Here is a 22,112-nt window from a genome sequence, read left to right as displayed (position 1 = left end):
GTCTGTTGATCATGCGCGACGCTTCCCTGAAGCCGATCCGGGCGCCGCTGATGCCGGCCGCGGCGCAGGCCTTAGCGCCAACTTCAGCGCCAGCCGTGGTGCAGGCCGTGGCGCAGACCGACATGCAGAACGGCACGCAACTCGCGTGGCTCGACGATCCGGCGATCGTCGCGCGGCTCGTCGCGTTGTCGGCCGGGCCGTTGCGTGCGGTGCTGGCGCCGGACATCGGCGGCGCGCTCGCGGCTTTCTACGAAGTCACGCCCGACGGCCCCCAGCACTGGCTGCGGCCGGCTACGCCGGCAGCGTTCGCGCAGCGCGATCCGCTGCGGATGGCGAGCTTCCCGCTGTTTCCGTACTGCAACCGGATTCGCGATGCGCATTTCGACTTCGACGGCGCGACGATCGATCTCGCCGGTAACGACACGCGCTTCGCGCACGCGCTGCACGGCAACGCGTGGCGGCGTCCGTGGCGCATCGGCGCGCGCAGCGAAAGCTCGGTCGAATTGCACTTCGAGCACGAGCCGGATGCGAGCGTGCCCGGCGACTGGCCGTTTCGTTATCGCGCGCGGCAGCGCATCGAGTTGCGCGACGGCGGCCTGCGCATCACGCTGTCCGCGCAGAACCTGGCCGAGCGGCCGATGCCGTTCGGCATGGGCCATCATCCGTACTATCCGCGCACCGCGCAGACGCGCATTTACGCCGATGTGCGGGCGATGTGGCACGCCAACGCCGACGTGCTGCCGACCCATCTCGGCCCGCATCCAGCCGTCGACGCGTTGCGCGCGGGCATGTCGCCCGACGCCTTCGATCTCGACAACAACTTCGCGAACTGGACGCGCGAGGCGACGATCGCGTGGCCCGACGAACATCGCAGCCTGACGATGCGCGCCGACGCGCCGTTCGATCACATGGTGGTGTTCGCGCCGGCCAACGATCCGCAACTGTGCGTGGAGCCGGTCACGAATACGACCGACTGCTTCAACGTGTTCGACGACGCGGGGATGCGCGAGCAGGTCGGCGGCTGCGTGCTGCAGCCGGGCGAGGAGATCGAGGCGGCGCTGACGTGGACGCCGCAGCGGGGGTGATGAGGTTGTAGGCGCGGATGCTCCGCCAGGTGTTTCCAGCGAGCCAAAAGAAAAGGGGCGGTCCAGACCGCCCCTTGCTGTTTTTCTCCGGCCGATCATTGCGTCCGGTCGCCCTCCCGTCAATCCAGCCGCAACTTCGCCATATACGGCAAATGATCGGACAGCCACGCAGTCTCCTGGGTCGGCTGAATCCATTCGACCGGCTGCATGCCGCGCACGAACATCTTGTCCAGCGACAACGCCGGCGAGAACGCCGGGAACGTGCGCGCCGGCTCGCCGAGCAGCGTCGCGACTTCCTGCAAACCGTGCTCGCGAAAGAGCGGCACCGAGTCGTTGCGCCAGTCGTTGAAGTCGCCGGCCAGCACGAGCGGACCATCGGGGGCTTCCTTCGCGATCCAGTGCGCGATCCACTCCATCTGCCGCAATCGCGCCGGGCGGGTTAGCGCCAGATGCGCGCACAGCAGCGTGACGAGCCGGCCGCCGAAGGTCGCGCGCGCGACCAGCAGACCGCGCTTCTCGAAGCGGTGCGCGGAGATGTCCCAGCGGCCGCCGAGATCGAGCGGATGCGGCGACAGGATCGCATTGCCGTGCCGCCACGACGGCTTGAATACGTTCGGGCCGAGCGCGACTTCGAGTTCGAGCGCGCGCGCGATTTCGGTGGCCTGGCAGTGCCAGACGTCAGTCAGCGGATCGGCCATCGGCGAGCCGAAGCTGCTCGCGAGCACCGGCGACGGCATGCGTCGCGCCATCGCTTCCTGCAGGAAATAGGCGTCCGCGTGAGTCGACTGGACCCAGCGCTGCATCGCCTGCCAGGCCTGGAAGCCGAGCGGCGTGCGGCCCTTGTGCAGGTTCCAGCTCACCGCGATGAAATCGTTCGGCGCGAGATTCTCGCGGATCAATTCTTCTGGGTTTCGCATGCCGCGTTATCCACGTGTTCTGTTTGAGGGCGCCGCGAGGGCGCGTGGTTCACGTCCGCTGTTCATGTCAGTTCGATTTGCCGGTCGCGGTGCCGCTGACGGGGACATTGCCGTTCGTCACACCATTCGCACCATTCGTGCCGCTCGTGCCGCTCGTGCTGCCTGTGCCATTCGCATCGCCGTTGCCGTTCGCGCCATTGGCCACGACGTTCGCGTGCAAGCGGTAGACGAGGTTCGGGCTGCGCTCGACGATCGTCCAGCTCGCCCACTGGTCGGGCGCTACCACGAGGCCTGGATGGCTCGCGCTCAACTGGCGCGGTTGCGGCGGCAGCTTGCAGCCGATGTCGGTGCGCGCCGCGCTGTCGTCCTCGAGCGTTTCCTGCGTATCGATGGAAAACATCACGCCCTGCGGGTCGACGCGCAACGGCGACAGCGTGATCGTGCGCGACAGGTCGATACTGCCGGCCGGCTGGTCCTTGCAACCGACGTTATGCTGGATCACTTGATGATGCGTATCCGTGCGCGCCTGGCCCACGGTGGTGGTGCCTTCGAACGAGTCGATCTGCTGACCGTCCTTCACCACCTGCAACTGCCATTGCACGGCTTGCTGGGTTGGTCGTTGTTGCGCGTGCGCGAGCAACGAAGCGCCAAGCAGCATGGCCACGATACTGGTTTTCCACATACAGGAATCTCCGGTCGCGGCATGAATCCGCAAGCAAGCACCGCATTAATTTGAGAGAGCCATCTTACCTCTGATGGCCGCAACGATTTTCTGACATATCGAACCGTGGCCGGTTCAGCAACAATGCATTCCAGATAAGGACGGCAATCGCCGAAACAAGCGGCCAGCAGGCGATCCACGGGCGACCCGCGAGTCGATAGCCGTCGACCAGTCCGCCGTTGTTAGCAGCAGAGCCATACGACTGCTGGCTTGCATGCGTTTATGTCGTCGCTACACTGGACTCGAACCGGTGCTCACAAGGCACCGCCGCAGCAACACCAGTCAAACGGGGTGAGCGATGTCGACAGCAATGGTCAAACAGGAAATCGCCGTGGCCTCGTTCAGCCGGGTGTACGACCTCGATCAGGTCGAAACCGCGCTGAACGGTCTCGGCGACGGCGCCAACGAAGCGCTGCGCGCAACCTACGAAAAGATGCTGAAAACCGGCAATCTGCGCTTTTGCGTGAAGCCGAACCGGATGCCGTCGATCGATTCGCTGATCGACGCGCTGCCCAATTTTTCCGCGCCGCTCGACGACATCCGCAAGCAGGTCGCGCTATGCCTCGAAACCGAAGACCGGCTCGAGCTGATGCCGCTCCTGCTGCTCGGCGACCCCGGCATCGGCAAGACTCATTTCGCGAAACAGTTGGCGCGTCTGCTCGGCACCGCGTATCAATACGTCGCGATGAGTTCGCTGACGGCGGGCTGGATTCTGTCGGGCGCGTCGTCGCAATGGAAAAACGCGAAGCCGGGCAAGGTGTTCGATGCGCTGGTGAACGGCAGCTACGCGAACCCGGTGATCACCGTCGACGAAATCGACAAGGCCACCGGCGACTCGCAATACGATCCGCTCGGCGCGTTGTACGCGCTGCTCGAACATGACACCGCGCAGAGTTTCATCGACGAATTCGCGGAGATTCCGATCAACGCGGGCAACGTGATCTGGATCGCGACCGCCAACGACGAACGCGCGATTCCCGAGCCGATCCTGAACCGGATGAACGTCTACGAAATCCCGCCGCCCGATCATGCCGGCGCGCGGCGCATTGCGCAGTCGATCTACGACGAGATTCGTTGCGCGCACAACTGGGGGCTGCGTTTCCCGGAAGCGCTTGGCGACGCGACGCTCGATGCGCTCAGGCGCGCGTCGCCGCGCGAAATGCGCCGCGCGATCCTGAACGGCTTCGGTGCGGCGCGCATCGCGGGCCGCGACCGGATCGAGCCGGCCGACATTCGCCTCGATTACGGAAACCGGCGAAAACCGATCGGTTTTTGAGGTTTTTGGCCAATTTCTGGGTAAAAATCGGCATTTATTTGATTCGCATGATTTATGGGTGCAATTCGTACTGCGCGCGCTATGAATGCCATGGCAATTGTTGCTGTTTTTGAGATGGGGCGCGCGTTCACGCCCAGGCGATGCCCGTCGGCCGACAACGGGCGGGCATCGTCGACGGTCACGCCAGTCTGTACTGCGTCGTACAATTTTGTGTGACGGTGATAAAACGATATCGATAGACCCAGTCAAACTCAGGCAAACCAGCAGACAGATGCGTTCGATAACGAACGAAAGCGCCCTCACGGCGCCGCATGCTGTCTTTCTCTCCATTAGCTGAACGAGGCAGCGCGCGGCGTAGCCACGCCGCGTCAACGGATATGGATCAGATCGAATGTGTAGTGATCGGCGCCGGTGTGATCGGCCTCGCGACGGCGCGCGCGCTGGCGGCGCGCGGACGCGAGGTGATCGTGCTGGAAGCCGCCGAGGCGATCGGCGTGGGCACCAGTTCGCGCAACAGCGAAGTGATTCACGCGGGCCTCTACTATCCGCGCGGTTCGCTGAAGGCGACGCTGTGCGTGCGCGGCCGGGAGATGCTGTACGACTACTGCGCCGGGCGCAACGTGCCGCATTCGCGCTGCGGCAAGCTGCTGGTCGCGACGTCGCGTAATCAGATCCCGCAACTCGAAAGCATCATGGCCAAGGGACGCGAGAACGGCGTGCTCGATCTGCTGCGTATCACCGGCGATCAGGCGCAGGCGCTCGAACCGGCGCTCGAATGCGTGGAGGCGGTGTTCTCGCCGCAGACGGGGATCGTCGATAGCCATCAGTTCATGCTCGCGTTGCAGGGCGACGCCGAGCGCGATGGCGCGGTGTGCGCGTTTCATTCGCCGGTCGAGGCGATCGAGGCACACAACGGCCGCTTCATCGTCACGGTCGGCGGCGCGGCGCCGACCACGATCAGTGCCGCCTGCGTGATCAACAGCGCGGGCCTGCACGCGAACGCGCTGGCGCGCAAGATTCGCGGGCTCGACGCGCGGCACGTGCCGCCGCTTTACTTCGCGCGCGGCAACTACTTCAGCATCTCGGGGCGTGCACCGTTCAGTCGCCTGATTTACCCGATGCCGAACGAGGCCGGCCTCGGCGTGCATCTGACGATCGACCTCGGTGGCCAGGCGCGCTTCGGTCCGGACGTCGAGTGGGTCGACGCGATCAATTACGACGTCGATCCGCGTCGCGCGGATTCGTTTTACGCGGCGATTCGCGCGTATTGGCCCGCGTTGCCGGATCACGCGTTGCAGCCCGCTTACGCGGGCATCCGGCCGAAGCTGTCCGGTCCCGGCGAGGCCGCCGCGGACTTCGTGATTCAGGGACCGGCCGCGCACGGCGTGCGCGGGCTCGTCAATCTGTTCGGAATCGAATCGCCGGGACTGACCGCGTCGCTGGCGATCGCGCAGCGGGTCTGCGAGCTGAGCGGGCGCGTCTGAGCCCGACAGGAGGCGGGCGCGCGGCGGCACGTCCGCGCTCCTACCGATCTGCTTATCTCCATCATTGGATCGTCACGCCGGCTGGCTTCGTTGCTATGCTTGCCGAACGCTGTCATCAGAACGGCGTGTTTTCCATAAATGGAGTGAGTCCCCATGAGATCGTCCCGTCGTACGTTTTTGATCACCAGTATCGGTGTGGCATCGACGCTCGCGCTGTCGCGCCAGGCGTTCGCCGATGCACCGAAAGTTTCCGAAACCGATCCGACCGCGCAGGCGCTGGGCTACAAAGCCGACGCGAGCAAGGTCGACAAGGCGAAATTCGCCAAATTCGCGGCCGGCCAGCAATGCGGCAACTGCAGCTTTTTCCAGGGCAAGGCGGGCGATGCGTACGGCGGCTGTCCGATGTTCGCGGGCAAGCAGGTCGCAGCCGCCGGGTGGTGCAGCGCATATAACAAGAAAGCCTGACGAGGTCTGCATCTGACGTTCAGACAGACCTCTCCGGGATGCGCCGCAACATCGCGGCGCGTTGCCGAGCGGGACGTTTCAAGCGTCTGCCGCCACGAGCGGCAGACGTACACCTGATGTTTTAGAGATGTTTGAAACGGCTTGAAAACCGTTTGGCCCCTCTTTACACTCCAAAGCGATTGCTTGCACCAGCGCGATTTTTCTTGCGCATAAACAAGGGCAGCGGTGTGCGGCGCATCTACATTTGCGTCGATACGGGCATCCGACCGCGCTGACCCCGGGACACTTTTTTGCAAGCCGGAGATTCGAATGGCACCCGCGTCGAGGAGCCTTCATACACGCGCAGTCGTCGCCGCCGTGATCGGCAACGCGCTCGAGTGGTACGACTTCACTGTGTTCGGCTTCCTGACGGTGGTGATCGCCCAGCTATTCTTTCCCTCCAGCAACGACTATTCGTCGATCCTTCTGACTACCGCCACCTTCGGTGTCGCTTTCGTGATGCGGCCGATCGGCGGCGTCGTGCTCGGACTCTACGCGGATCGCGCCGGCCGCAAGGCGGCGCTGTCGCTCGTGATCGCGTTGATGACGCTCGGCATGCTGCTGCTCGCGATTGCGCCGCCGTATTCGGCGATCGGCATCGCCGCGCCGCTGATGATCGTGCTCGGCCGCCTGTTGCAGGGCTTTTCCGCCGGCGGCGAATTCGGCAGCGCGACGGCGTTGCTGATCGAAGCGGCGCCGTTCTCGAAACGCGGTCTCTACGGCAGCTGTCAGATGGCGGGCCAGGCTGCGGCGCTACTGCTGGGCGCATTGGTCGGCGCGCTGATTACGCGCGGTCTGTCGCCCGAGGCGCTGAAGTCCTGGGGCTGGCGCGTGCCGTTCATCATCGGTCTCGCGATCGGGCCCGTTGGTTTTTATATTCGCCGCCATCTCGCCGATTCCGAAGTCTTTCTGCTCGCGCAAAGGAACGCGCCGCGCGCGACGCTGCACGACGTGTTTACGAACCACAGCCGCAACGTGCTGTGCGGACTCGGCGCGGTGATCGCGCTCACCGTGACGATCTATGTGCTGATCGGCTATCTGCCGACCTTCGCGGTCAAGCAACTGAAGCTGCCGTATGCGGAGTCGTTCTATGCGGTGGTCGTCGGCAATCTGCTGCTGACCGTGCTGTCGCCGTTGACGGGCGCATGGTCGGACCGGATCGGGCGCAAGGGTTTGTCGCTGTGGTCGCTGATGCTCACGTTCGTGCTGATCTATCCGCTGTTCGCATGGCTCGCGGCTGAGCCGAGCGTGTCGAAGCTGGTGCTCGTGCAGGCGGTGCTGTCGATTACGCTATCGGGTTACTACGGGCCGTTCGGCGCGCTGATCGCCGAGCTGTTTCCGGCCAATGTGCGCTCGATCGGCCTGTCGCTCGCCTATAACGTGGCGGTGATGGTGTTCGGTGGCTTCGGCCCGTTCGCCGTGACGTGGCTGATCAAAACCACCGGCTCGCCGCTCGCGCCGACGTGGTACGTGATGGCGGGGCTCGCGCTGTCGATCGCGGCGATCGCGTGCATTCCGGGGCAGCGGCACGTCGATCTGGATGCGCAGCGCAAACCGGCCTGAGGTCGCGCGCTATCTCTCTTCTTCTTTTTCTAAAAGTACGTTGCGGCGTGGCGTGTCTGTCTAACGCTGCGCATTGAGCAGCGGCGGCCGTCTGTCGAACCATGGTCGCGCGGTTTCGAGTTGCGCGGCGAGTCTGAGCAACGTCGCTTCACCGCCGACGCGCGCCGCGAACTGCACGCCGATCGGCAGCCCGCGCGCATTCCAGTACAGCGGCACCGACATCGCCGGTTGCCCGCTCAGGTTGAACAGCTCCGTGCAGCCGGCCCACGCGAATGCCCGGCTCGACGTTTCGTGCAGCAGCTTTTTCATCAGCGCTTCGAGCGGCATCGTCGTGACCGCGCGCATCTGCGCGCGCTCGAGCGGCGTCGGCTGCATCTCGCCGATCTTGATCGGCGCGGCGGCGAGCGTCGCGCACAACAATACGTCGTAGCGATTCAGTAGATCGGTGAGGCGCTCGGTGATGCGGCGCTGTTCGTCGAGCGCGGCCGGCAAGCCCTGCTCGCCGAGCTTGCGGCCGACATGAGCCATCGTCCACGTCGAAATTTCGAACTCGTCGCGCAGTGGCTTGCGACCGGTGATGCGCTCCGCGTTCAGCACGAGTTCTTCGGCGGTCACCGACCAGAGCGTCAGAAACGCGTGGCCGACCGTCGAGAAATCGATGCCGAGCGAGACCGGCTCGACGCGATGACCGAGCGAGGCGGCGAGTTGCGCGGCGTCGTCGAGTGCGGCGCGGGTATCGGCCGATAGCGACGGTGCGAGCATCGGCTCGGTCACGTACGCGATGGTGAGCGGCTTGCAGGGCTCGCGGCTCGCGCCGAGAAACGTACCGGGCGCGCCGGCCGCGCGCTCCGCGTTACCGGACAGCAGATCGAGCAGCAACGCGCTATCGCGCACGCTGCGCGACACCGCGAGATCGATGCCGAGGTCGCCGGGGCCGGGCTGGGCCGCGCGCGGCACACGTCCACGCGACGGCTTGAGGCCGAACAGTCCGCAGCACGACGCGGGAATGCGGATTGAGCCGCCGCCATCCGACGCATGCGCGAGCGGCACGATGCCGGCCGCGACCGCCGCCGCGGCGCCGCCGCTCGAGCCGCCTGGTGTGTGATCGAGATTCCACGGATTGCGGCATGGGCCGAATAGTTCGGGCTCCGTATAAGGCATCTGGCCGAGCTCGGAGGTGCTGGTTTTCGCGAAGATATTCAGGCCCGCCGCTTTCGCGAGCGCGACGACCGGCGCGTCCTGTGTCGGAATGAAGTGGCGGTAGTGGCGGCTGCCCATCGCCATGCGCAGTCCGGCGATCGGCGCGCCGAGGTCCTTGATCATGAACGGCACGCCGGCGAGCGCGGCGTGGGCGGCCGAGTTGTCCGTGCCGTTGAGGTGGGGGGTGCCGTTCGGGCCGCTTGTGCCGTTCGCGCTGTTTGCGTCGTTTGTGCCGCTGGTACCGCTGGCGCGGATGGCGTCGCCGCGCGACGCACGCTGACGTGCCGCGTCGTAGTCCTTCAGCACGACTGCGTTGATCGCGGGGTTGACGGCCTCGGTGCGCGAGATCGCCGCGTCGATCAATTCACGCGCGCTGACCTGGCGCGTGCGCACGAGTTCGGCGAGGCCGATCGCGTCATGAGCGAGATAGTCTGAGTCCACGGCTAAGGGCCCTCACGGTCGATGGGGATCTTGCGTTGAAGCTTGGCCGGTCGATGATTCGTCGCAGATGCAAAAAGACGGCGTGCCGTCGACACGCCGTCTTTCAGAGAGTACCGGATTTAGGCGCCGCCGTGATCCCGAACGATCCGGACACGCACTTCAAATGCGTGCCGCCGATCCTGCGAGGCGGTGCGAAACGGGACATGACGGATCCGCAACCTGAGTCGCGGATCGTCGCTCGCGGTATTTACATCCGCTCGCCGAGGAACGTCAGCGTGCGGCCGTGCGCGAGCGCCGACGCGCGCTGGTTGTACGACGCGCGCTCCGAGCAGTTGAAGCCGTGGTCGGCATTCGGGTAGATGTTGAACTGCACGTCGTCGCGGCCGGCGAAGCGTTCCTGGATCTGGCCCACGTCCGACAGCGGAATATGCGCGTCGAGTTCGCCGTAGTGGAATTGCATCGGCACCTTGACGTTCGCGGCCTGATCCAGATGCGTGTGGATGCCGCCGCCGTAGTAGGCGATCGCGGCATCGACCGAGCCGGCCGCCGCGGCCAGATACGCGAGGCGGCCGCCGAAGCAGTAGCCGATCGCCGCGACCTTGCCGGTCACTTCCGGCAGCGCGCGCAGTGCGGCGGCAGCGGCGCCGATGTCGGCGACCGCATCGTCGAGCTTGGTCTTCTGCATCAGTTCGATGCCCTTTTCGCGGTCCTTGCCGTCATACGTCAGTTCGACGCGCGGCTGCACGCGCCAGAACACGTCCGGGGCGAGCGCGACATAGCCGTCCTGCGCGTACTGATCCGCAACCGAGCGGATATGGCCGTTCACGCCGAAGATTTCCTGAATGATGATGACGGCCGGTCCCTTGCCGCCCTTCGGCAGCGCGAGGTAGCCGCCGAAATTGTCGTTGCCGGCGGGGATGTCGATCCATCGGGAAGTCGTGGTCATGCTGTTCTCCATAGACTCGCGCGAGTGTCGCGCGAGGTCGGTGTGTACGAAACGCCGGAGGCCTCGAGGCGCTGCGGCGGGCGGTTAGTTTGCCATCAAAAGAAACGGCGTGCAGTACGGCTGGACGAGGCCTTGCGGCTTGCCTCGCAGGACTCGATTCTCGTAAGGCGATTGAAACATTCTCGATAATTCATTTCCCCGCGACCACGCGTATCGGTACAGTCGGCGTAATCGTGTGTGCGAGCGCAAACCGGTCGTCGATGCAGCGGAACCATGCAGCGCAAGCGCATCGGCAACATAGCGTGAACAGATGACGGATACGTTTGCGCGCGCATCGACAACACGCATCGACAGCAATCATCGACAGCACTCTCGCCGGCAGTTTGCCGGAAAGGAATCGATCATGAATGAAGGCAGTTTTGTGACGCCGTTCGCCGCGCGTTTCCAGATGCGCGTGCCCGTCGTGCAGGCGCCGATGGCGGGCGGCGCGACGACGCCCGCGCTGGTCGCCGCGGTATCGAATGCGGGTGGCTTCGGTTTTCTCGCGGGCGCGGCGTTGTCGCCCGAGAAGATTGCGAGCGAGGTCGCGGCGATTCGCGCGCTGACCGATCGCCCGTTCGGCGTGAATCTGTTCGTGCTCGATCCCGCTTCGCCCGATGAGGCCACCGTGCGTCGCGCGCTCGAAGCGATCGATCCGTTGCGCGCCGATCTCGGTCTGCCGGCGGGTCAGCCGCTCGAACGCTACGCGCCGGATTTTCGAGCGCAACTGGAGACGCTGATCGAATTGCGCGTGCCGGTCGCCGGCTTTACGTTCGGACTGCTATCGGCCGAAGACGTCGAGCGTTTGCATGCGAACGGCACGTATGTAGTTGGGACTGCGACGCATGTTGCCGAAGGTATAGCGTGGCGCGACGCGGGCGCCGATGCGATCGCCGCGCAGGGCGCGGAAGCGGGCGCGCATCGCGGCACTTTCATCGGTGCATTCGAGGATGCGTTGGTCGGCACGCTGGCGCTCGTGCCGCAGCTCGTCGACGCGACCGGGCTGCCGGTGCTCGCGGCCGGCGGCATCATGGACGGTCGCGGCATCGTTGCCGCGCTCGCGCTCGGCGCGCAGGCCGCGGTGATGGGCACGGCGTTTCTGACCTGCCGCGAAAGCGCGATCCCCGAGGTATGGAAAACCCGCGTGCGCGAGATGGCCGATACGTCGACCACGGTCACGCGCGCGATTACCGGCCGTCACGCGCGCGGCATCCGCAATCCGTTGATGCAGCGTCTGAGCGAAACGCCGGCTCGCATCGCGCCGTATCCGGTGCAAAACGCGTTGACGCAGGAGTTGCGGCAGAGCGCGGCGCGCGCGCAGAACGGCGACTATCTGTCGTTGTGGGCGGGGCAAGGCGCGCCGCTCGGCCGCGCGCGTGCCGAAGCGCTTGGCGCCGCCGAACTGATGGCGCAACTCGAACAGGAATGGCTTGTCGCCGTCGAGCGAGTCGCCGCATTCGGGCGCTGATCAGCTGTCCGATTTAAGTTTGTTTTAATCTTTTGCGGGGCGCTCGCAAACCTGTGCGGCGCCCCACATTTTAGAGTTGAAAAATCCTTCCAATCGCGCGCGCTTCAAACCGTAAAAACCCTGAATTCGCGCCTGCGGGAAAATAGTCCGATTAGCGGAAACCCGCATGGGGCGGGGCTCTCCAGCCTGTTCCCCTACGTCTGAAGTAGAGCGCGCGCAAACCGCGCTATTAGTGTTGTTCCCACTTTCTCAAAAAATTCCCCCAATTTAATTTGATGACCTACACTTGCGCGCAAGTACGGCTTGTCAACCGTCACAAACGGTCCGGCAAACGTACTGGCCAAGTGCATGAACGATGCAACCGGCGTGGTCGTCCACGGGACTGAGCGACACGTGTTGGGGAAGCGGGGCACAGGGCGATTACGTTGTTTTGACCGACACTGGAGACTTACATGAACATCAGAATTCAAAAGCTGTTGCCGATCAGCGCTGCTGCGATGCTGTTCGCGACGTTGGCAACTTCGGCGGCGGCCGACACGGTCGTCAAGATCGGTCACGTTGCGCCGTTGACTGGCGGTATCGCTCACCTGGGTAAGGACAACGAAAACGGCGCGCGCCTCGCCGTCGAGGAAATCAACGCGAAGGGGCTGACGATCGGCGGCCAGAAGATCACGCTGCAACTCGACGCACAGGACGACGCGGCCGACCCGCGCACGGCCACTCAGGTTGCGCAGAAGCTCGTCGACGACAAGGTCGTCGCGGTGGTCGGTCACCTGAACTCGGGCACTTCGATTCCGGCTTCGAAGATCTATAGCGATGCGGGCATCGTGCAGATCTCGCCGTCGGCGACCAATCCGGCTTATACGCAGCAAGGCTTCAAGACGACCTACCGCGTCGTCGCGACCGATGCGCAGCAAGGTCCGGCACTCGCGAACTACGCGGCCAAGGGCATGAAGGTGAAGAGCGTCGCGATCGTCGACGACTCGACCGCTTACGGCCAGGGTCTCGCGAACGAATTCGAGAAGACCGCGAAGGCGCTCGGCCTGAACGTCGTCTCGCATGACGCGACCAACGACAAGGCCGTCGACTTCCGCGCGATTCTCACCAAGATCAAGGGTGAAAATCCGGACGCGATCATGTACGGCGGCATGGATGCAACCGGCGGCCCGTTCGCGAAGCAGGCCAAGCAGCTCGGTCTGCGCGCGAAGGTGCTGGCAGGCGACGGCGTCTGTACCGACAAGCTCTCGGATCTGGCCGGCGACGCCACCGACAACATCGTCTGCTCGGAAGCCGGCATGGCGCTCGAGAAGATGGCGGGCGGCAAGGAGTTCCAGACGAAGTACCAGAAGCGTTTCGGTCAGCCGATCCAGATCTACGCGCCGTTCACGTATGACGCGGTGTACATCATCGTCGACGCGATGAAGCGCGCGAACTCGACCGATCCGGCGAAGATCCTCGCTGCGATGCCGGCCACCGACTACAAGGGCGTGATCGGCGAAACGACCTTCGATTCGAAGGGCGATCTGCAGCACGGCGTGATCTCGCTGTACAACTACAAGTCGGGCAAGAAGACGCTGCTCGACGTTGTGAAGATGTAAATCCGGCGTGAGCGAAGGTGGCGGTTAGCCGTCCTTCGCATCGCGGTTAAAGAGGCACGTGGGCCGTGAGGCTTGCGTGCCTTTTGTTTTGTGGGGTGGGGGTGTCGTTGCCGGTGGTTCGGCGCGAGTTGGGCGATGGGATGTCGCCGTTGCTGTCGGCGTGGCGCGAGCTTTGGTGCTGCGGATAGTGTTTGTTGTCGACGTGCTGCGATCGATGTATCGATTGGCGCGGGCATTCGGCTTGCCGCCGGCGGTGTGGCAAAAGCCATACGTCGACCACGCTAACGTTTGCCTGTATCGCCGCGTGTCGCCGCTCGCGTCACTACGCTACGGATACCGAACCATATCGGCATGTGTCGGCGCGGCGCGCGATCCGCGAGGTGTCGGGCGAACACGCGCGTGGCGATCGCGTCGAGGATGGCGGGGCCGTCGAGCAAACCGGGCAAGCAGGGAAACCGGGGAAACCGGGGAAACCGGGAAAGCCACGCAGCCCCACCACGATAAAAAAATGGCGAGCCGGTTGCCCGGCTCGCCACCCTCCCTTCGGCGCTTGTTCCTGCCGCGCCTTTATATGCTGTCGTTCTTCTTGTTGATCACTTCTTCGTCGAGAGGCTGGTGAGGCCGCTCGTCAGGCCGCTGAGCAGACCGCCGCCCGAGCTGCTGCCGGAGGTGCTCGCCGCGCCGCTGACGGTGCTCGTCAGCGTGCTCGTGACCGTGGTCAGCAGGCTCGTGACCGGCGCGAGCGCGCTGCTGGTGCTGCTGCCGCTACCCGAGCTGCTGCCGGTCGCCGAGCCGAGCGCGCCCGTCAGCGAGGTCACGAGCGACGTCACCGGTGCCAGCGGACTGCTGCTGCCGCCGCTCGAAGTCGCGCCACCCAGCGCGCCGGTGACGGTGCTGGTCACCGAAGTCAAGACGTTGGTCAGCGGTGCCAGCGCGCTACCCGAACCGGCGCTGCCGAGGCTGCTGGTCAGCGACGACACCACGTTGGTCAGCGGCGCGAGCGGGCTGCTGCTGGAACCGCTGCCGCCGGTCAGGCCGCTGCTCAGCGTGCTCGGCAGCGCGGTCAGGATGCTCGTGAGCGAGCCGAGCGGGTTGCTCGACGTGCCACTGCCGCCGCTGCTGCTGCTGGTGCCGCTCAGAATGCCGGTCAGGCCCGAAAGCGGATTGCTGCCGCTGGTGCCGCCGGCCGTCAGCAGACCGCCCACCGATGTGACCGTGTCGCCGAGTTTCGTCACGACATTGCCGAGGTTCTGGCCGATCGCGTTATCGGTTGCGCCGCTGATCTTGGTGCCGGCGCTGTCGAGGCCGTGACTGATCGTCGACAACAGGCCGTTCAGCGGTGCGCCGAGGCCGGTCGTGTCGCCGACGGTTTGCGTCGTTTGAGCGACCACCGAGGTGATCGGCGTGATCGCGGTGCTGAGGCCCTGCGTGAGTTGCTGCACAGGGCCGTTCGACAGCGTGGTGCCGAGATCCGTGCCGACGGTGGTCACGGTGTTGCCGACCGTCGAGACCACGCTGCCGAGCGGGGTCGTCAGCGGGCTGAGCGCCGAGGTCGGGCCGGTGCCAAGACTTGTCACCAGTTGACCGGCGCTGTTGACCGCCAGGCCTGCGTCGGCGACGAGCGTGCCGCTGCTGGCGAGCGTGGTGGCGAGCGGATCGGTCGAATTGCCGAGCTGGCCGAGACCGTTCGCCGCGCCGGTGCCGAGCGCGGTCACGCCGTTGCCGAGATTCGTGACGACGCCGCCGAGCGCGTTAGTGGTGGCAGCATTGGTGCCGGGAAGCGAGGTCGAGCTGATCTGGCTGCCCACCGCCGCCACGGTCTGGCCGGTCGCGGTGACGACGTTGCCGGTGTTCTGCACGACGACGCCGACGGGGTTGGCGCTGGTGGTGCCGCTGCTTGAGCCGCTACTCGATCCGCTGCTGGAACCGCTGCTGGAACCGCTGCTGGAACCGCTACTCGATCCGCTGCTCGACCCGCTACTGGAACCACTGCTCGATCCGCTGCTGGAGCCACTGCTCGACCCACTACTCGATCCGCTGCTGGAGCCACTACTCGATCCGCTGCTCGACCCGCTACTGGAGCCACTGCTCGAGCCACTGCTGGACCCACTCGTCGACCCACTGCTCGAACCGGCCGCGCCGGAGTTGCTCGACACGCCCGGCTGGGTCAGTGCGCTACCGCAGCCAGTGAGGACGATCATCGATGACACGCAGAGCGCGCCTGCCGTCAGTTTGAATGTGCGATACATGTTCCGCTCCCCTCGTAATATGGACATTGCTGGGGAGCTAACTGCAAAGCTTATGCCAATTTCATCCGTCGCCGGGGAGCGCGCCGAAACCCCGTCGATCAAGGGTTCGCGGGCGATGCGTGAGAGCGGTGGGGCGCCGTATTACGGCGATGTGTCGCGGAACACGACGGCGCGCGGGCCGCGCGTAACGTAACGTAAGCGAGCCGGTTTCGTATGGAGCAGGAGTGCGCCGACGCAGAGCCGGCGCGCGCTCGCGTCAGATCTTCAAACGACGCAGCACCTTCGGCCCGACGAGCGCGATCAGCGCGGCGCACACCGCGACGACCGACAGACCGATCGTCAGATTGGTCACCTGCGCGACCGCGCCGATGATCACCGGCCCGAGCAGCAGACCGAAGTACGCGAGGCCTGCAACGTGCGCGAGCCCCTCGGCCGCGTGGATGCCCTTCACGCTGGCCGCCGCCGCGAACAGCACCGGCATCATGTTCGCGAGCCCGAGGCCGATCAGCGCGAAGCCTGCGAGCGCGGCGACCGCGTTCGGCAACAGCAGCGCGTCGACCATCCCCGCGCAGGCGAGCGCGGCGCTGATCATCACCAGTTGCGGCGCGCCGAAGCGGGCGCGCACCGCGTCGCCGGCGAAACGCGCGACCGCCATGCCGCCCGAAAACGCCGCGTAGGCGGCACTCGCGACGGCCGGCGTCGCAAGCACGACGTCGCGCATATAGACCGTAGCCCAGTCGTACATCGCACCTTCGGCGATCAGCGCGACCAGCGCCATCGTGCCGAGCGCCCACAGCGCCGGCGAGCGCCAGCGGCTCGCGCGCGGCGTCGCGGCATCGGGATGTTCGGCATGCGGCACGTGCGGCAGCACCGACGGACACGCGATCACCAGCACCAGCGCGCTGACCGCCGCGGCGAGCGCCAGATGCAGCGCCGGCGCCATGCCGCGCGACAGCAGCGTCCCGCCGGCCGCCGCGCCGAACATCCCGCCGACGCTGAACATGCCGTGCAGCGACGACATGATCGGCTTGCCGAGCGCTTTTTCGACGGCGCTCGCTTCGGCGTTCATCGCGACGTCGAGCGTGGCCATGCCGGCGCCGAAGATCGCGAGCACGACCAGCAGCATCCAGTACGCCGGTACGATCAGCACCAGCGCCGCGCAGGCGGCCATCACGAGGCCGCCGGCGAGACACGCGCGGCGCGTGCCGACGCGGGCGATCCACGACGCGTTGGTCACCATCGCGCCGATCGAACCGCCAGCCACCGCGAAAAGCGCGAACGACAGCATCGCCGCGTTCAGATGGAAGCGGTCGCGCACCGTCGGCACGTGCACGCCCCACGACGCGTACATCATGCCGGCGATGAAAAACAGCGCCATCGTGGCGATGCGCGCGCGTTGCCGCGCGGTGTCGGACAGGTCGCGATGAGCGGCGGGCAGGACAGCGAATTCGGAGCTTGGGTGATCGGGCACGGAGGTCTCGGGCGCAGAGGGCGTGAGTGCGAGGGAAAGCGCGTTGAAAGCGAATTTCCGATTCTATCGAAGCGGGCTCGCTTATGCTTGGAGCGCCGGACGCGGGCACGTACGATTAAGCGCAGATGGTCGCGCTCCGCTGCATCTCCCGCACAGGCTATCCGGTCGCCGGTTCACTCGCGAGGTACGCTCACTTGAAAATTCCCGCTCACGCTCCGCTGCATCTCTTGCACACGGCCGCCGTCGGTACGCTCGCGACGCACGCGCGCCAGCCCGAGGGCTTTCCTTATCCGTCGGTGCTGCCGTTCGCGCCGGACGCGCGGCATCGGCCGACGATTCTCGTGAGCCGTCTCGCCGAGCACACGCACAACCTGCATGCCGATTCGCGTGCCGGTTTTCTCGCGGTCGACGCCACCGACGGCGACGTGCTCAGCGCGCAGCGCGTGACGCTGCTGGGCCGCTTCGAGCCGATCGATTCGAGCCTGGAAGTCGTGCGCCGCTATCTGCGCTATCACGCGGACGCGGAGCGCTATCTGATGCTCGGCGACTTCACGTTCTGGGCGATGAAGCTCGAACGGCTGCGCTATATCGGCGGCTTCGGCGCGATGGGCTGGCTCGACGGCGCCGAACTCGATCCGCTGCCGCCGTTGGGCGCCGATGAAGAAGACGCGTTGCTCGCGCAATGGGCGCCGCGCTTCGGCAATCCGGCAAACGCGGGCGCGGCAGGTCGTGCCGAATTGATCGGTATCGACCGTTATGGGATAGACGTGAAACGCGACGGCGCGCGCATACGTGTTGCATTCGACGGCATCGGAGTCGACGCCGGAACATTGCATGCGGCGCTGGAAGTTTGCATCGAACGGCACGCGCATTAAGCATTATTTTTTTTTCGGGAAAACACTCATGTGCGGAACGGGGCGCGCGTCTTTTGTCTCAATAGTGCATGCTTATCGCAACGAAAGCTCTCATGGCGTGAAATGTTGAAGCGAAATTCACATCTCAAATCCCATTTTCTGATAGTTAATCGTATAAATATGGATAGCCACTGCTTTTTTCCGCAGAGTGCGAAATCAGCTAATTGAAAGGCGGTGGCCAGACAGAGATGCACGACGGAAACTTTTTGAAACGAATTTAAATTAATTTTTGATTTGCGCTTTTGCAGTTTTTCTATTCTGTGTTAATCTCGCCATCAAATTCCGAGGCATGAAACCTTCAAAGGCAAGTCGGCTTAAGATCGGCAGTCATTTATCCATACCACAAGGGAAACTATGTCTTCTTACAAGGAACTGCTCGCGCAGCGCGAGAAGCTCGAAAAGCAGATAGAAGAAGCGAAGTCGCGCGAATACGCGGAAGTCTTGAATGAAATCAAGCAAAAAATGGCCGACTACGGCATTTCGCTGAGCGAACTCGGCGGCGGCCGCGCACCGAAGGGCGCGAAAGCAAGCCGTCCGCGCGCTGGCGTCGCACCGAAATACCGTGACCCCGAAAGCGGCAGCACGTGGTCGGGCCGCGGCAAGCCGCCGCGCTGGATCGCAGGCCTCGATCGCGAAAAATTTCTGATCCAGAAATAATGCCCGGATCGGCAGCTAATACCGCCGACCAGTAATAGGATTACCGGCAATTGAGCAGGCGTTTTATAGGATGCCGAATCTCAGAAAGCCGGACTCGCAAAAGCCGCGCACCGTTGAGGGCGCGGCTTTTTGTCATTGAGGGCACGCTTTTGTCAAATGACGATGTCATGCGTTTGTCCCCATCGCGTCCTCTGAGCGGAACGCGAATGCTTTTCGTTAAGATAAGCAACTGATTCAAAAGGTTTTTTCTGTGTCTCTGGAACTCGCTGCGATAGCCGGCGCGATACAATATCGGAATTGACCTTTCTCCTTTTCGACATGTCTTCCGCCACGCTCGACCAATCCACCGAGAAACAACGCGTTGCGCGTAAAAGCACCTTTGTGAGTATTGCCCTCAATACAGTGTTGATGGCGCTCCAAATCGGCATCGGGACGGTTGCGCATTCCCAGGCGCTGGTTGCCGACGGTGTCCATTCTCTTGCCGATCTCATTTCCGATTTTGTCGTGCTGGTCGCCAATCACCATAGCGGCGCAAAGCCCGATGCCGATCACAATTACGGACATAGCCGTTATGAGACGGTGGCATCTCTATTTCTGGGCGGCTTGCTGATTTCGGTCGGCGTCGGCATGTTGTGGGGCGCGGGCACGCGGCTTGCCAATCTGAAAAATATTCCCGAGATCCATGCGAGCGCGCTCGCGGTCGCGGCGCTCGTGCTGGTGTCGAAAGAAGCGCTGTTTCGCTACATGCTGCGCGAGGCCAAGCGCGTGCGTTCCGCGATGCTGATCGCGAACGCGTGGCATGCGCGCTCGGACGCGGCGTCGTCGCTGGTGGTGGGCATCGGCGTGGTCGGAAGTCTGGCCGGCGTGCGTCTGCTCGACCCGATCGCGGCTGCGATCGTCGGCTTCATGGTCGCGCGCATGGGCTGGACCTTCGGCTGGGACGCGCTGCAGGACCTGTCGGATCGCGCGCTCGACGAAGCCGCCGCCGCCGACATGCGCGCGCTGCTGCTCTCCACGCCCGGGGTGCGCGACGTGCACGAAATGCGCACACGCAAGATGGGCGATTTCGCGCTCGTCGATGCGCATATCCTCGTCGATCCGCTGATTTCGGTGTCCGAAGGGCATTACATCGCCGAGTCGGCGCGCCTGCGTGTGCTCGGCGACAACCGCGTGCTCGACGCGCTGATCCACGTCGATCCGGAAAACGATGCGCTCGCGCATCCGCCCGTCGACCTGCCGCCGCGCGAGCGGGTAGTGGCCGAGGTCAACGCGGCGCTGGCGAGCGGCGGCCTGCATGCCGCGGCGGTGAACCTCCATTACCTGAGTACGGGGCTCGACGTCGAGGTGATTTTGCCGGCGATGTCGTCCGGTGCCGCGGGCGGCTCAGGTGGCGCGGAGGCGGTACGTGGGCTGGACAGTGACGCGCAATCGCTCGGACGTGTCGATCTGGACGCGCTCAAGCGCCGCTTGGGTGCGCGCAAACTCGATGTGCTGCTGCAACGGGACGTGGCGGCAGCCACGGTTTCCACGGTGGCGGGAGTCGAAGCGGGAACGGGGACATGGACTGGTCAGGCGAAGAAGAGTGCCGAACCGCACAACGCCGCCTGATTGCCGGTTTCCCTCTTTACTGGCCTCAGGCCTCAAGCTTCAGGCTCGTCAAATCCGTCGCGAGGGTGCGCCTGGCTCGCTCGCAGCGGCATCCGTCACAACGCGTCACAACGGCAACTGCGTATCGAATTTGATTTCGCGTAGCACGACGCTCGTGCGTACCTGCGCGACGGCCGGAATCTTGAAGATGCGTTCGTGCAGAAAGCTGTCGTATGCCTTGATGTCGGGCGCGACGATCTTGAGGATGTAATCGGATTCGCCGGTCGTGCTGTAGCACTCGGTGACTTCCGGACAGGTGGCGATTTCCCGTTCGAACTGCTCGACGCCGCCCTCGGTATGGCGGGTCAGATGGATATGCGCGAGCGCGCACACGTGCAGGCCGAGTTTTTCGCGATCGAGCAGCGCCGTATAGCGCTGGATCACGCCCGACTGTTCCATGTCCTTGATGCGCCGCCAGCACGGCGTGCTCGATAGCCCGACCTGGTCGGAAATTTCCTGCACCGAACGGCGCGCGTCGAGCTGAAGCAGGCGCAGGATCTTCTGAGAGAACGTATCGAGTGTCAACTGCGCCTCCGTTAGCGTCGCCGTATCAACGCATGGTAGAGGGCGCGAAAACGAAACGCAATGTAAAACGGCTCAGTCGAGCGAGATTGCCCTAATTTACCGGGTCCGGAGCGGCGTTTTGCCCTGAGCCGTCCCCATCATCCTTATCGCTCGCGGCTTGCTCCGGCCGGCTCGCGCGCAACTCCTTCAGCATGTTGCAGAAGAGCGCGCCTTGTTCGATCGCGTCGTCGAGCGCGACGTGCGTGTGCGGATGGTCGTCGAACCAGTGCTTTGGGAAGCGCGGCTTGATGTTCTTGCGGTACGGCAGGCCGGTCATCGCGAACGCGAGCGTCTTGATGTCGAGCGCCGACCACGAGAACGGGCAGCGGCCGACGAAACGCATCATGTACCAGAACATATAGGTGAAGTCGAAGCCGGCCGGCATCGCGACGAACACCGGCTTGCCCGGCAGCGCCTCGACCCAGTCGACGTAGGCGGTCAGTGCCGCCACCGGCGTTTGCAGATCCTTGCGGCACGCGGCCCACGCCTCGGGCTGGGTCTTCCACCACGCTTCCTGCACCGGATGCGGCGCGGCGCCTTCGAGCGTTTCGAGATTCGCCGAGAAGGTCGCGATCAGCTGCTTGTCTTCGGTGTACGCGGCGGACGCAAAGCTGAGCATCGAATGCGGGCCGGGGATCGGGCCGTCTGCTTCGACGTCGGTGCTCACATAGATTTCGCTGCTCATGCGCCTGCTCCATCGGCTACGTACGGATTGCTGCGACGCTCGGCGCCGAACGTCGAGGTCGGGCCGTGGCCCGGCACGAAGGTGACGTCGCTGCCGAGCGGCCAGAGTTTTTGACGGATCGAGCGGATCAGGTCCGCGTGATTGCCGCGCGGAAAATCCGTGCGGCCGATCGAGCCGGCGAACAGCACGTCGCCGACCAGCGCGAGCCGATGCGCGCGACTGAAGAACACCACGTGGCCCGGCGTATGGCCGGGGCAGTGGTAGACCTCGAGGGTTTCGTCGCCGAACTGCACGGTCTCGCCGTTGTCGAGCCAGCGATCGGGCTCGAATGCTTCGGCGGCCGGAAAGCCGAAGCGCGTACTTTGATCGGGCAGCTTGTCGAGCCAGAAGCGCTCGTCGGGATGCGGCCCTTCGATCGGCACGCCGTAATGCGTTGCGAGCGTTTTCGCGCCGGCGCAGTGATCGATATGGCCGTGCGTCAGAAAAACTTTTTCGACCGACACGTTCTGCCGCGCGATCTCTGCCTGGATCACGTCGAGATCGCCGCCCGGATCGACGACGGCCGCGCGTCCGGTGGCTTCGCAAACGAGCAGCGAGCAGTTCTGCTGGAACGGCGTAACGGGGATCAGGGTGACTTTCATGGCTGGACGGCGCGCTGGAAAAACATTGATTGTACCGGCCCC

The 22,112-nt window shown here is 64.5% G+C and carries 19 protein-coding genes; 10 read left to right on the top strand and 9 right to left on the bottom strand.

The window, feature by feature from the left end:
* Positions 1-122 precede the first annotated feature (122 nt).
* Positions 123-1,085 carry an aldose 1-epimerase gene (locus tag HHL14_RS21410; RefSeq protein ID WP_206002445.1) on the top strand — a complete coding sequence of 321 codons (963 nt, stop codon included), beginning with the start codon at positions 123-125 and terminating at the stop codon, positions 1,083-1,085.
* A 119-nt stretch (positions 1,086-1,204) separates the two neighbouring features.
* On the opposite strand, the gene HHL14_RS21405 is transcribed toward HHL14_RS21410, so the two are convergent.
* Together HHL14_RS21405 and HHL14_RS21400 are read right to left on the bottom strand one after the other, a co-directional pair.
* Complete coding sequence (locus HHL14_RS21405; RefSeq protein WP_169499616.1) at positions 1,205-2,002, bottom strand: endonuclease/exonuclease/phosphatase family protein; 798 nt, start codon at positions 2,000-2,002, stop codon at positions 1,205-1,207.
* A 67-nt stretch (positions 2,003-2,069) separates the two neighbouring features.
* A complete protein-coding gene (locus tag HHL14_RS21400) occupies positions 2,070-2,684 on the bottom strand; it encodes a hypothetical protein (RefSeq protein ID WP_169499615.1) in 615 nt (204 codons plus the stop codon).
* A 337-nt stretch (positions 2,685-3,021) separates the two neighbouring features.
* Between HHL14_RS21400 and HHL14_RS21395 the strand changes: the two genes are divergently transcribed.
* From HHL14_RS21395 to HHL14_RS21380, 4 genes are all read left to right on the top strand, one after another.
* Positions 3,022-3,999 (top strand): AAA family ATPase, encoded by a 978-nt coding sequence (locus HHL14_RS21395; protein WP_169499614.1) that lies wholly within the window; start codon positions 3,022-3,024, stop codon positions 3,997-3,999.
* A gap of 377 nt (positions 4,000-4,376) precedes the next feature.
* The gene (locus tag HHL14_RS21390; RefSeq protein ID WP_169499613.1) at positions 4,377-5,483 is read left to right on the top strand and encodes an NAD(P)/FAD-dependent oxidoreductase; all 1,107 of its coding nucleotides are present in this window, start codon (positions 4,377-4,379) and stop codon (positions 5,481-5,483) included.
* Positions 5,484-5,636: 153 nt separating this feature from the next.
* Positions 5,637-5,948 carry a high-potential iron-sulfur protein gene (locus tag HHL14_RS21385; protein WP_169499612.1) on the top strand — a complete coding sequence of 104 codons (312 nt, stop codon included), beginning with the start codon at positions 5,637-5,639 and terminating at the stop codon, positions 5,946-5,948.
* A gap of 309 nt (positions 5,949-6,257) precedes the next feature.
* The gene (locus HHL14_RS21380; protein ID WP_169499611.1) at positions 6,258-7,550 is read left to right on the top strand and encodes an MFS transporter; all 1,293 of its coding nucleotides are present in this window, start codon (positions 6,258-6,260) and stop codon (positions 7,548-7,550) included.
* A gap of 60 nt (positions 7,551-7,610) precedes the next feature.
* On the opposite strand, the gene HHL14_RS21375 is transcribed toward HHL14_RS21380, so the two are convergent.
* Together HHL14_RS21375 and HHL14_RS21370 are read right to left on the bottom strand one after the other, a co-directional pair.
* Positions 7,611-9,191 (bottom strand): amidase, encoded by a 1,581-nt coding sequence (locus HHL14_RS21375; RefSeq protein WP_169499610.1) that lies wholly within the window; start codon positions 9,189-9,191, stop codon positions 7,611-7,613.
* Between the two features lie 247 nt (positions 9,192-9,438).
* Positions 9,439-10,137, bottom strand: coding sequence for a dienelactone hydrolase family protein (locus HHL14_RS21370; protein ID WP_169499609.1), 699 nt, complete (start codon positions 10,135-10,137; stop codon positions 9,439-9,441).
* 403 nt (positions 10,138-10,540) lie between these two features.
* Between HHL14_RS21370 and HHL14_RS21365 the strand changes: the two genes are divergently transcribed.
* Positions 10,541-11,644, top strand: a complete 1,104-nt coding sequence (locus HHL14_RS21365; protein WP_169499608.1) for an NAD(P)H-dependent flavin oxidoreductase — start codon at positions 10,541-10,543, stop codon at positions 11,642-11,644.
* Between the two features lie 452 nt (positions 11,645-12,096).
* Entirely contained in the window at positions 12,097-13,242 is a 1,146-nt protein-coding gene (locus HHL14_RS21360; protein WP_169499607.1) for a branched-chain amino acid ABC transporter substrate-binding protein, read from the top strand.
* Between the two features lie 593 nt (positions 13,243-13,835).
* Here HHL14_RS21360 and HHL14_RS21355 read toward each other — a convergent pair.
* Complete coding sequence (locus tag HHL14_RS21355; protein ID WP_169499606.1) at positions 13,836-15,491, bottom strand: collagen-like triple helix repeat-containing protein; 1,656 nt, start codon at positions 15,489-15,491, stop codon at positions 13,836-13,838.
* 256 nt (positions 15,492-15,747) lie between these two features.
* Positions 15,748-16,962 (bottom strand): MFS transporter, encoded by a 1,215-nt coding sequence (locus HHL14_RS21350; RefSeq protein ID WP_169499605.1) that lies wholly within the window; start codon positions 16,960-16,962, stop codon positions 15,748-15,750.
* Positions 16,963-17,156: 194 nt separating this feature from the next.
* Here HHL14_RS21350 and HHL14_RS21345 point away from each other — a divergent pair, with 194 nt between their 5' ends.
* The 3 genes from HHL14_RS21345 to HHL14_RS21335 all read left to right on the top strand — a co-directional run bounded on the left by HHL14_RS21345 (position 17,157) and on the right by HHL14_RS21335 (position 20,141).
* Complete coding sequence (locus tag HHL14_RS21345) at positions 17,157-17,837, top strand: HugZ family pyridoxamine 5'-phosphate oxidase (RefSeq protein ID WP_169499604.1); 681 nt, start codon at positions 17,157-17,159, stop codon at positions 17,835-17,837.
* 393 nt (positions 17,838-18,230) lie between these two features.
* Positions 18,231-18,533: an H-NS histone family protein gene (locus tag HHL14_RS21340; protein ID WP_008921239.1), complete on the top strand. Its 303-nt coding sequence runs from the start codon at positions 18,231-18,233 to the stop codon at positions 18,531-18,533.
* Between the two features lie 318 nt (positions 18,534-18,851).
* Positions 18,852-20,141: a cation diffusion facilitator family transporter gene (locus HHL14_RS21335; RefSeq protein WP_169499742.1), complete on the top strand. Its 1,290-nt coding sequence runs from the start codon at positions 18,852-18,854 to the stop codon at positions 20,139-20,141.
* A gap of 105 nt (positions 20,142-20,246) precedes the next feature.
* Here HHL14_RS21335 and HHL14_RS21330 read toward each other — a convergent pair whose 3' ends face one another.
* The 3 genes from HHL14_RS21330 to HHL14_RS21320 form a co-directional block, all read right to left on the bottom strand.
* On the bottom strand, positions 20,247-20,705 hold the full coding sequence (locus tag HHL14_RS21330; protein WP_012431468.1) for an Lrp/AsnC family transcriptional regulator: 459 nt from the start codon (positions 20,703-20,705) through the stop codon (positions 20,247-20,249).
* A 91-nt stretch (positions 20,706-20,796) separates the two neighbouring features.
* Positions 20,797-21,429: a 3'-5' exonuclease family protein gene (locus HHL14_RS21325; protein ID WP_169499603.1), complete on the bottom strand. Its 633-nt coding sequence runs from the start codon at positions 21,427-21,429 to the stop codon at positions 20,797-20,799.
* Positions 21,426-22,070 carry an MBL fold metallo-hydrolase gene (locus HHL14_RS21320; RefSeq protein WP_169499602.1) on the bottom strand — a complete coding sequence of 215 codons (645 nt, stop codon included), beginning with the start codon at positions 22,068-22,070 and terminating at the stop codon, positions 21,426-21,428. The genes HHL14_RS21325 and HHL14_RS21320 overlap by 4 nt, the downstream gene beginning before the upstream one ends.
* Positions 22,071-22,112: the final 42 nt, after the last annotated feature.

Origin of the sequence: Paraburkholderia antibiotica, assembly GCF_012927125.1 — a bacterium.
Taxonomy (GTDB): Bacteria; Pseudomonadota; Gammaproteobacteria; order Burkholderiales; family Burkholderiaceae; genus Paraburkholderia; species Paraburkholderia antibiotica.
The sequence above is the reverse complement of the archived record's forward strand: the minus strand, read 5'-3'. Positions and strand labels throughout refer to the sequence as shown.

Bases quoted from the DNA above. Each gene is read 5' to 3' on its own strand.
- HHL14_RS21400 (WP_169499615.1), bottom strand. From the start codon at position 2,684: ATGTGGAAAACCAGTATCGTGGCCATGCTGCTTGGCGCTTCGTTGCTC.
- HHL14_RS21385 (WP_169499612.1), top strand. From the start codon at position 5,637: ATGAGATCGTCCCGTCGTACGTTTTTGATCACCAGTATCGGTGTGGCA.
- HHL14_RS21365 (WP_169499608.1), top strand. From the start codon at position 10,541: ATGAATGAAGGCAGTTTTGTGACGCCGTTCGCCGCGCGTTTCCAGATG.
- HHL14_RS21395 (WP_169499614.1), top strand. From the start codon at position 3,022: ATGTCGACAGCAATGGTCAAACAGGAAATCGCCGTGGCCTCGTTCAGC.
- HHL14_RS21390 (WP_169499613.1), top strand. From the start codon at position 4,377: ATGGATCAGATCGAATGTGTAGTGATCGGCGCCGGTGTGATCGGCCTC.
- HHL14_RS21360 (WP_169499607.1), top strand. From the start codon at position 12,097: ATGAACATCAGAATTCAAAAGCTGTTGCCGATCAGCGCTGCTGCGATG.
- HHL14_RS21335 (WP_169499742.1), top strand. From the start codon at position 18,852: ATGTCTTCCGCCACGCTCGACCAATCCACCGAGAAACAACGCGTTGCG.
- HHL14_RS21380 (WP_169499611.1), top strand. From the start codon at position 6,258: ATGGCACCCGCGTCGAGGAGCCTTCATACACGCGCAGTCGTCGCCGCC.
- HHL14_RS21320 (WP_169499602.1), bottom strand. From the start codon at position 22,070: ATGAAAGTCACCCTGATCCCCGTTACGCCGTTCCAGCAGAACTGCTCG.
- HHL14_RS21405 (WP_169499616.1), bottom strand. From the start codon at position 2,002: ATGCGAAACCCAGAAGAATTGATCCGCGAGAATCTCGCGCCGAACGAT.
- HHL14_RS21355 (WP_169499606.1), bottom strand. From the start codon at position 15,491: ATGTATCGCACATTCAAACTGACGGCAGGCGCGCTCTGCGTGTCATCG.
- HHL14_RS21325 (WP_169499603.1), bottom strand. From the start codon at position 21,429: ATGAGCAGCGAAATCTATGTGAGCACCGACGTCGAAGCAGACGGCCCG.
- HHL14_RS21370 (WP_169499609.1), bottom strand. From the start codon at position 10,137: ATGACCACGACTTCCCGATGGATCGACATCCCCGCCGGCAACGACAAT.
- HHL14_RS21340 (WP_008921239.1), top strand. From the start codon at position 18,231: ATGTCTTCTTACAAGGAACTGCTCGCGCAGCGCGAGAAGCTCGAAAAG.
- HHL14_RS21410 (WP_206002445.1), top strand. From the start codon at position 123: ATGCAGAACGGCACGCAACTCGCGTGGCTCGACGATCCGGCGATCGTC.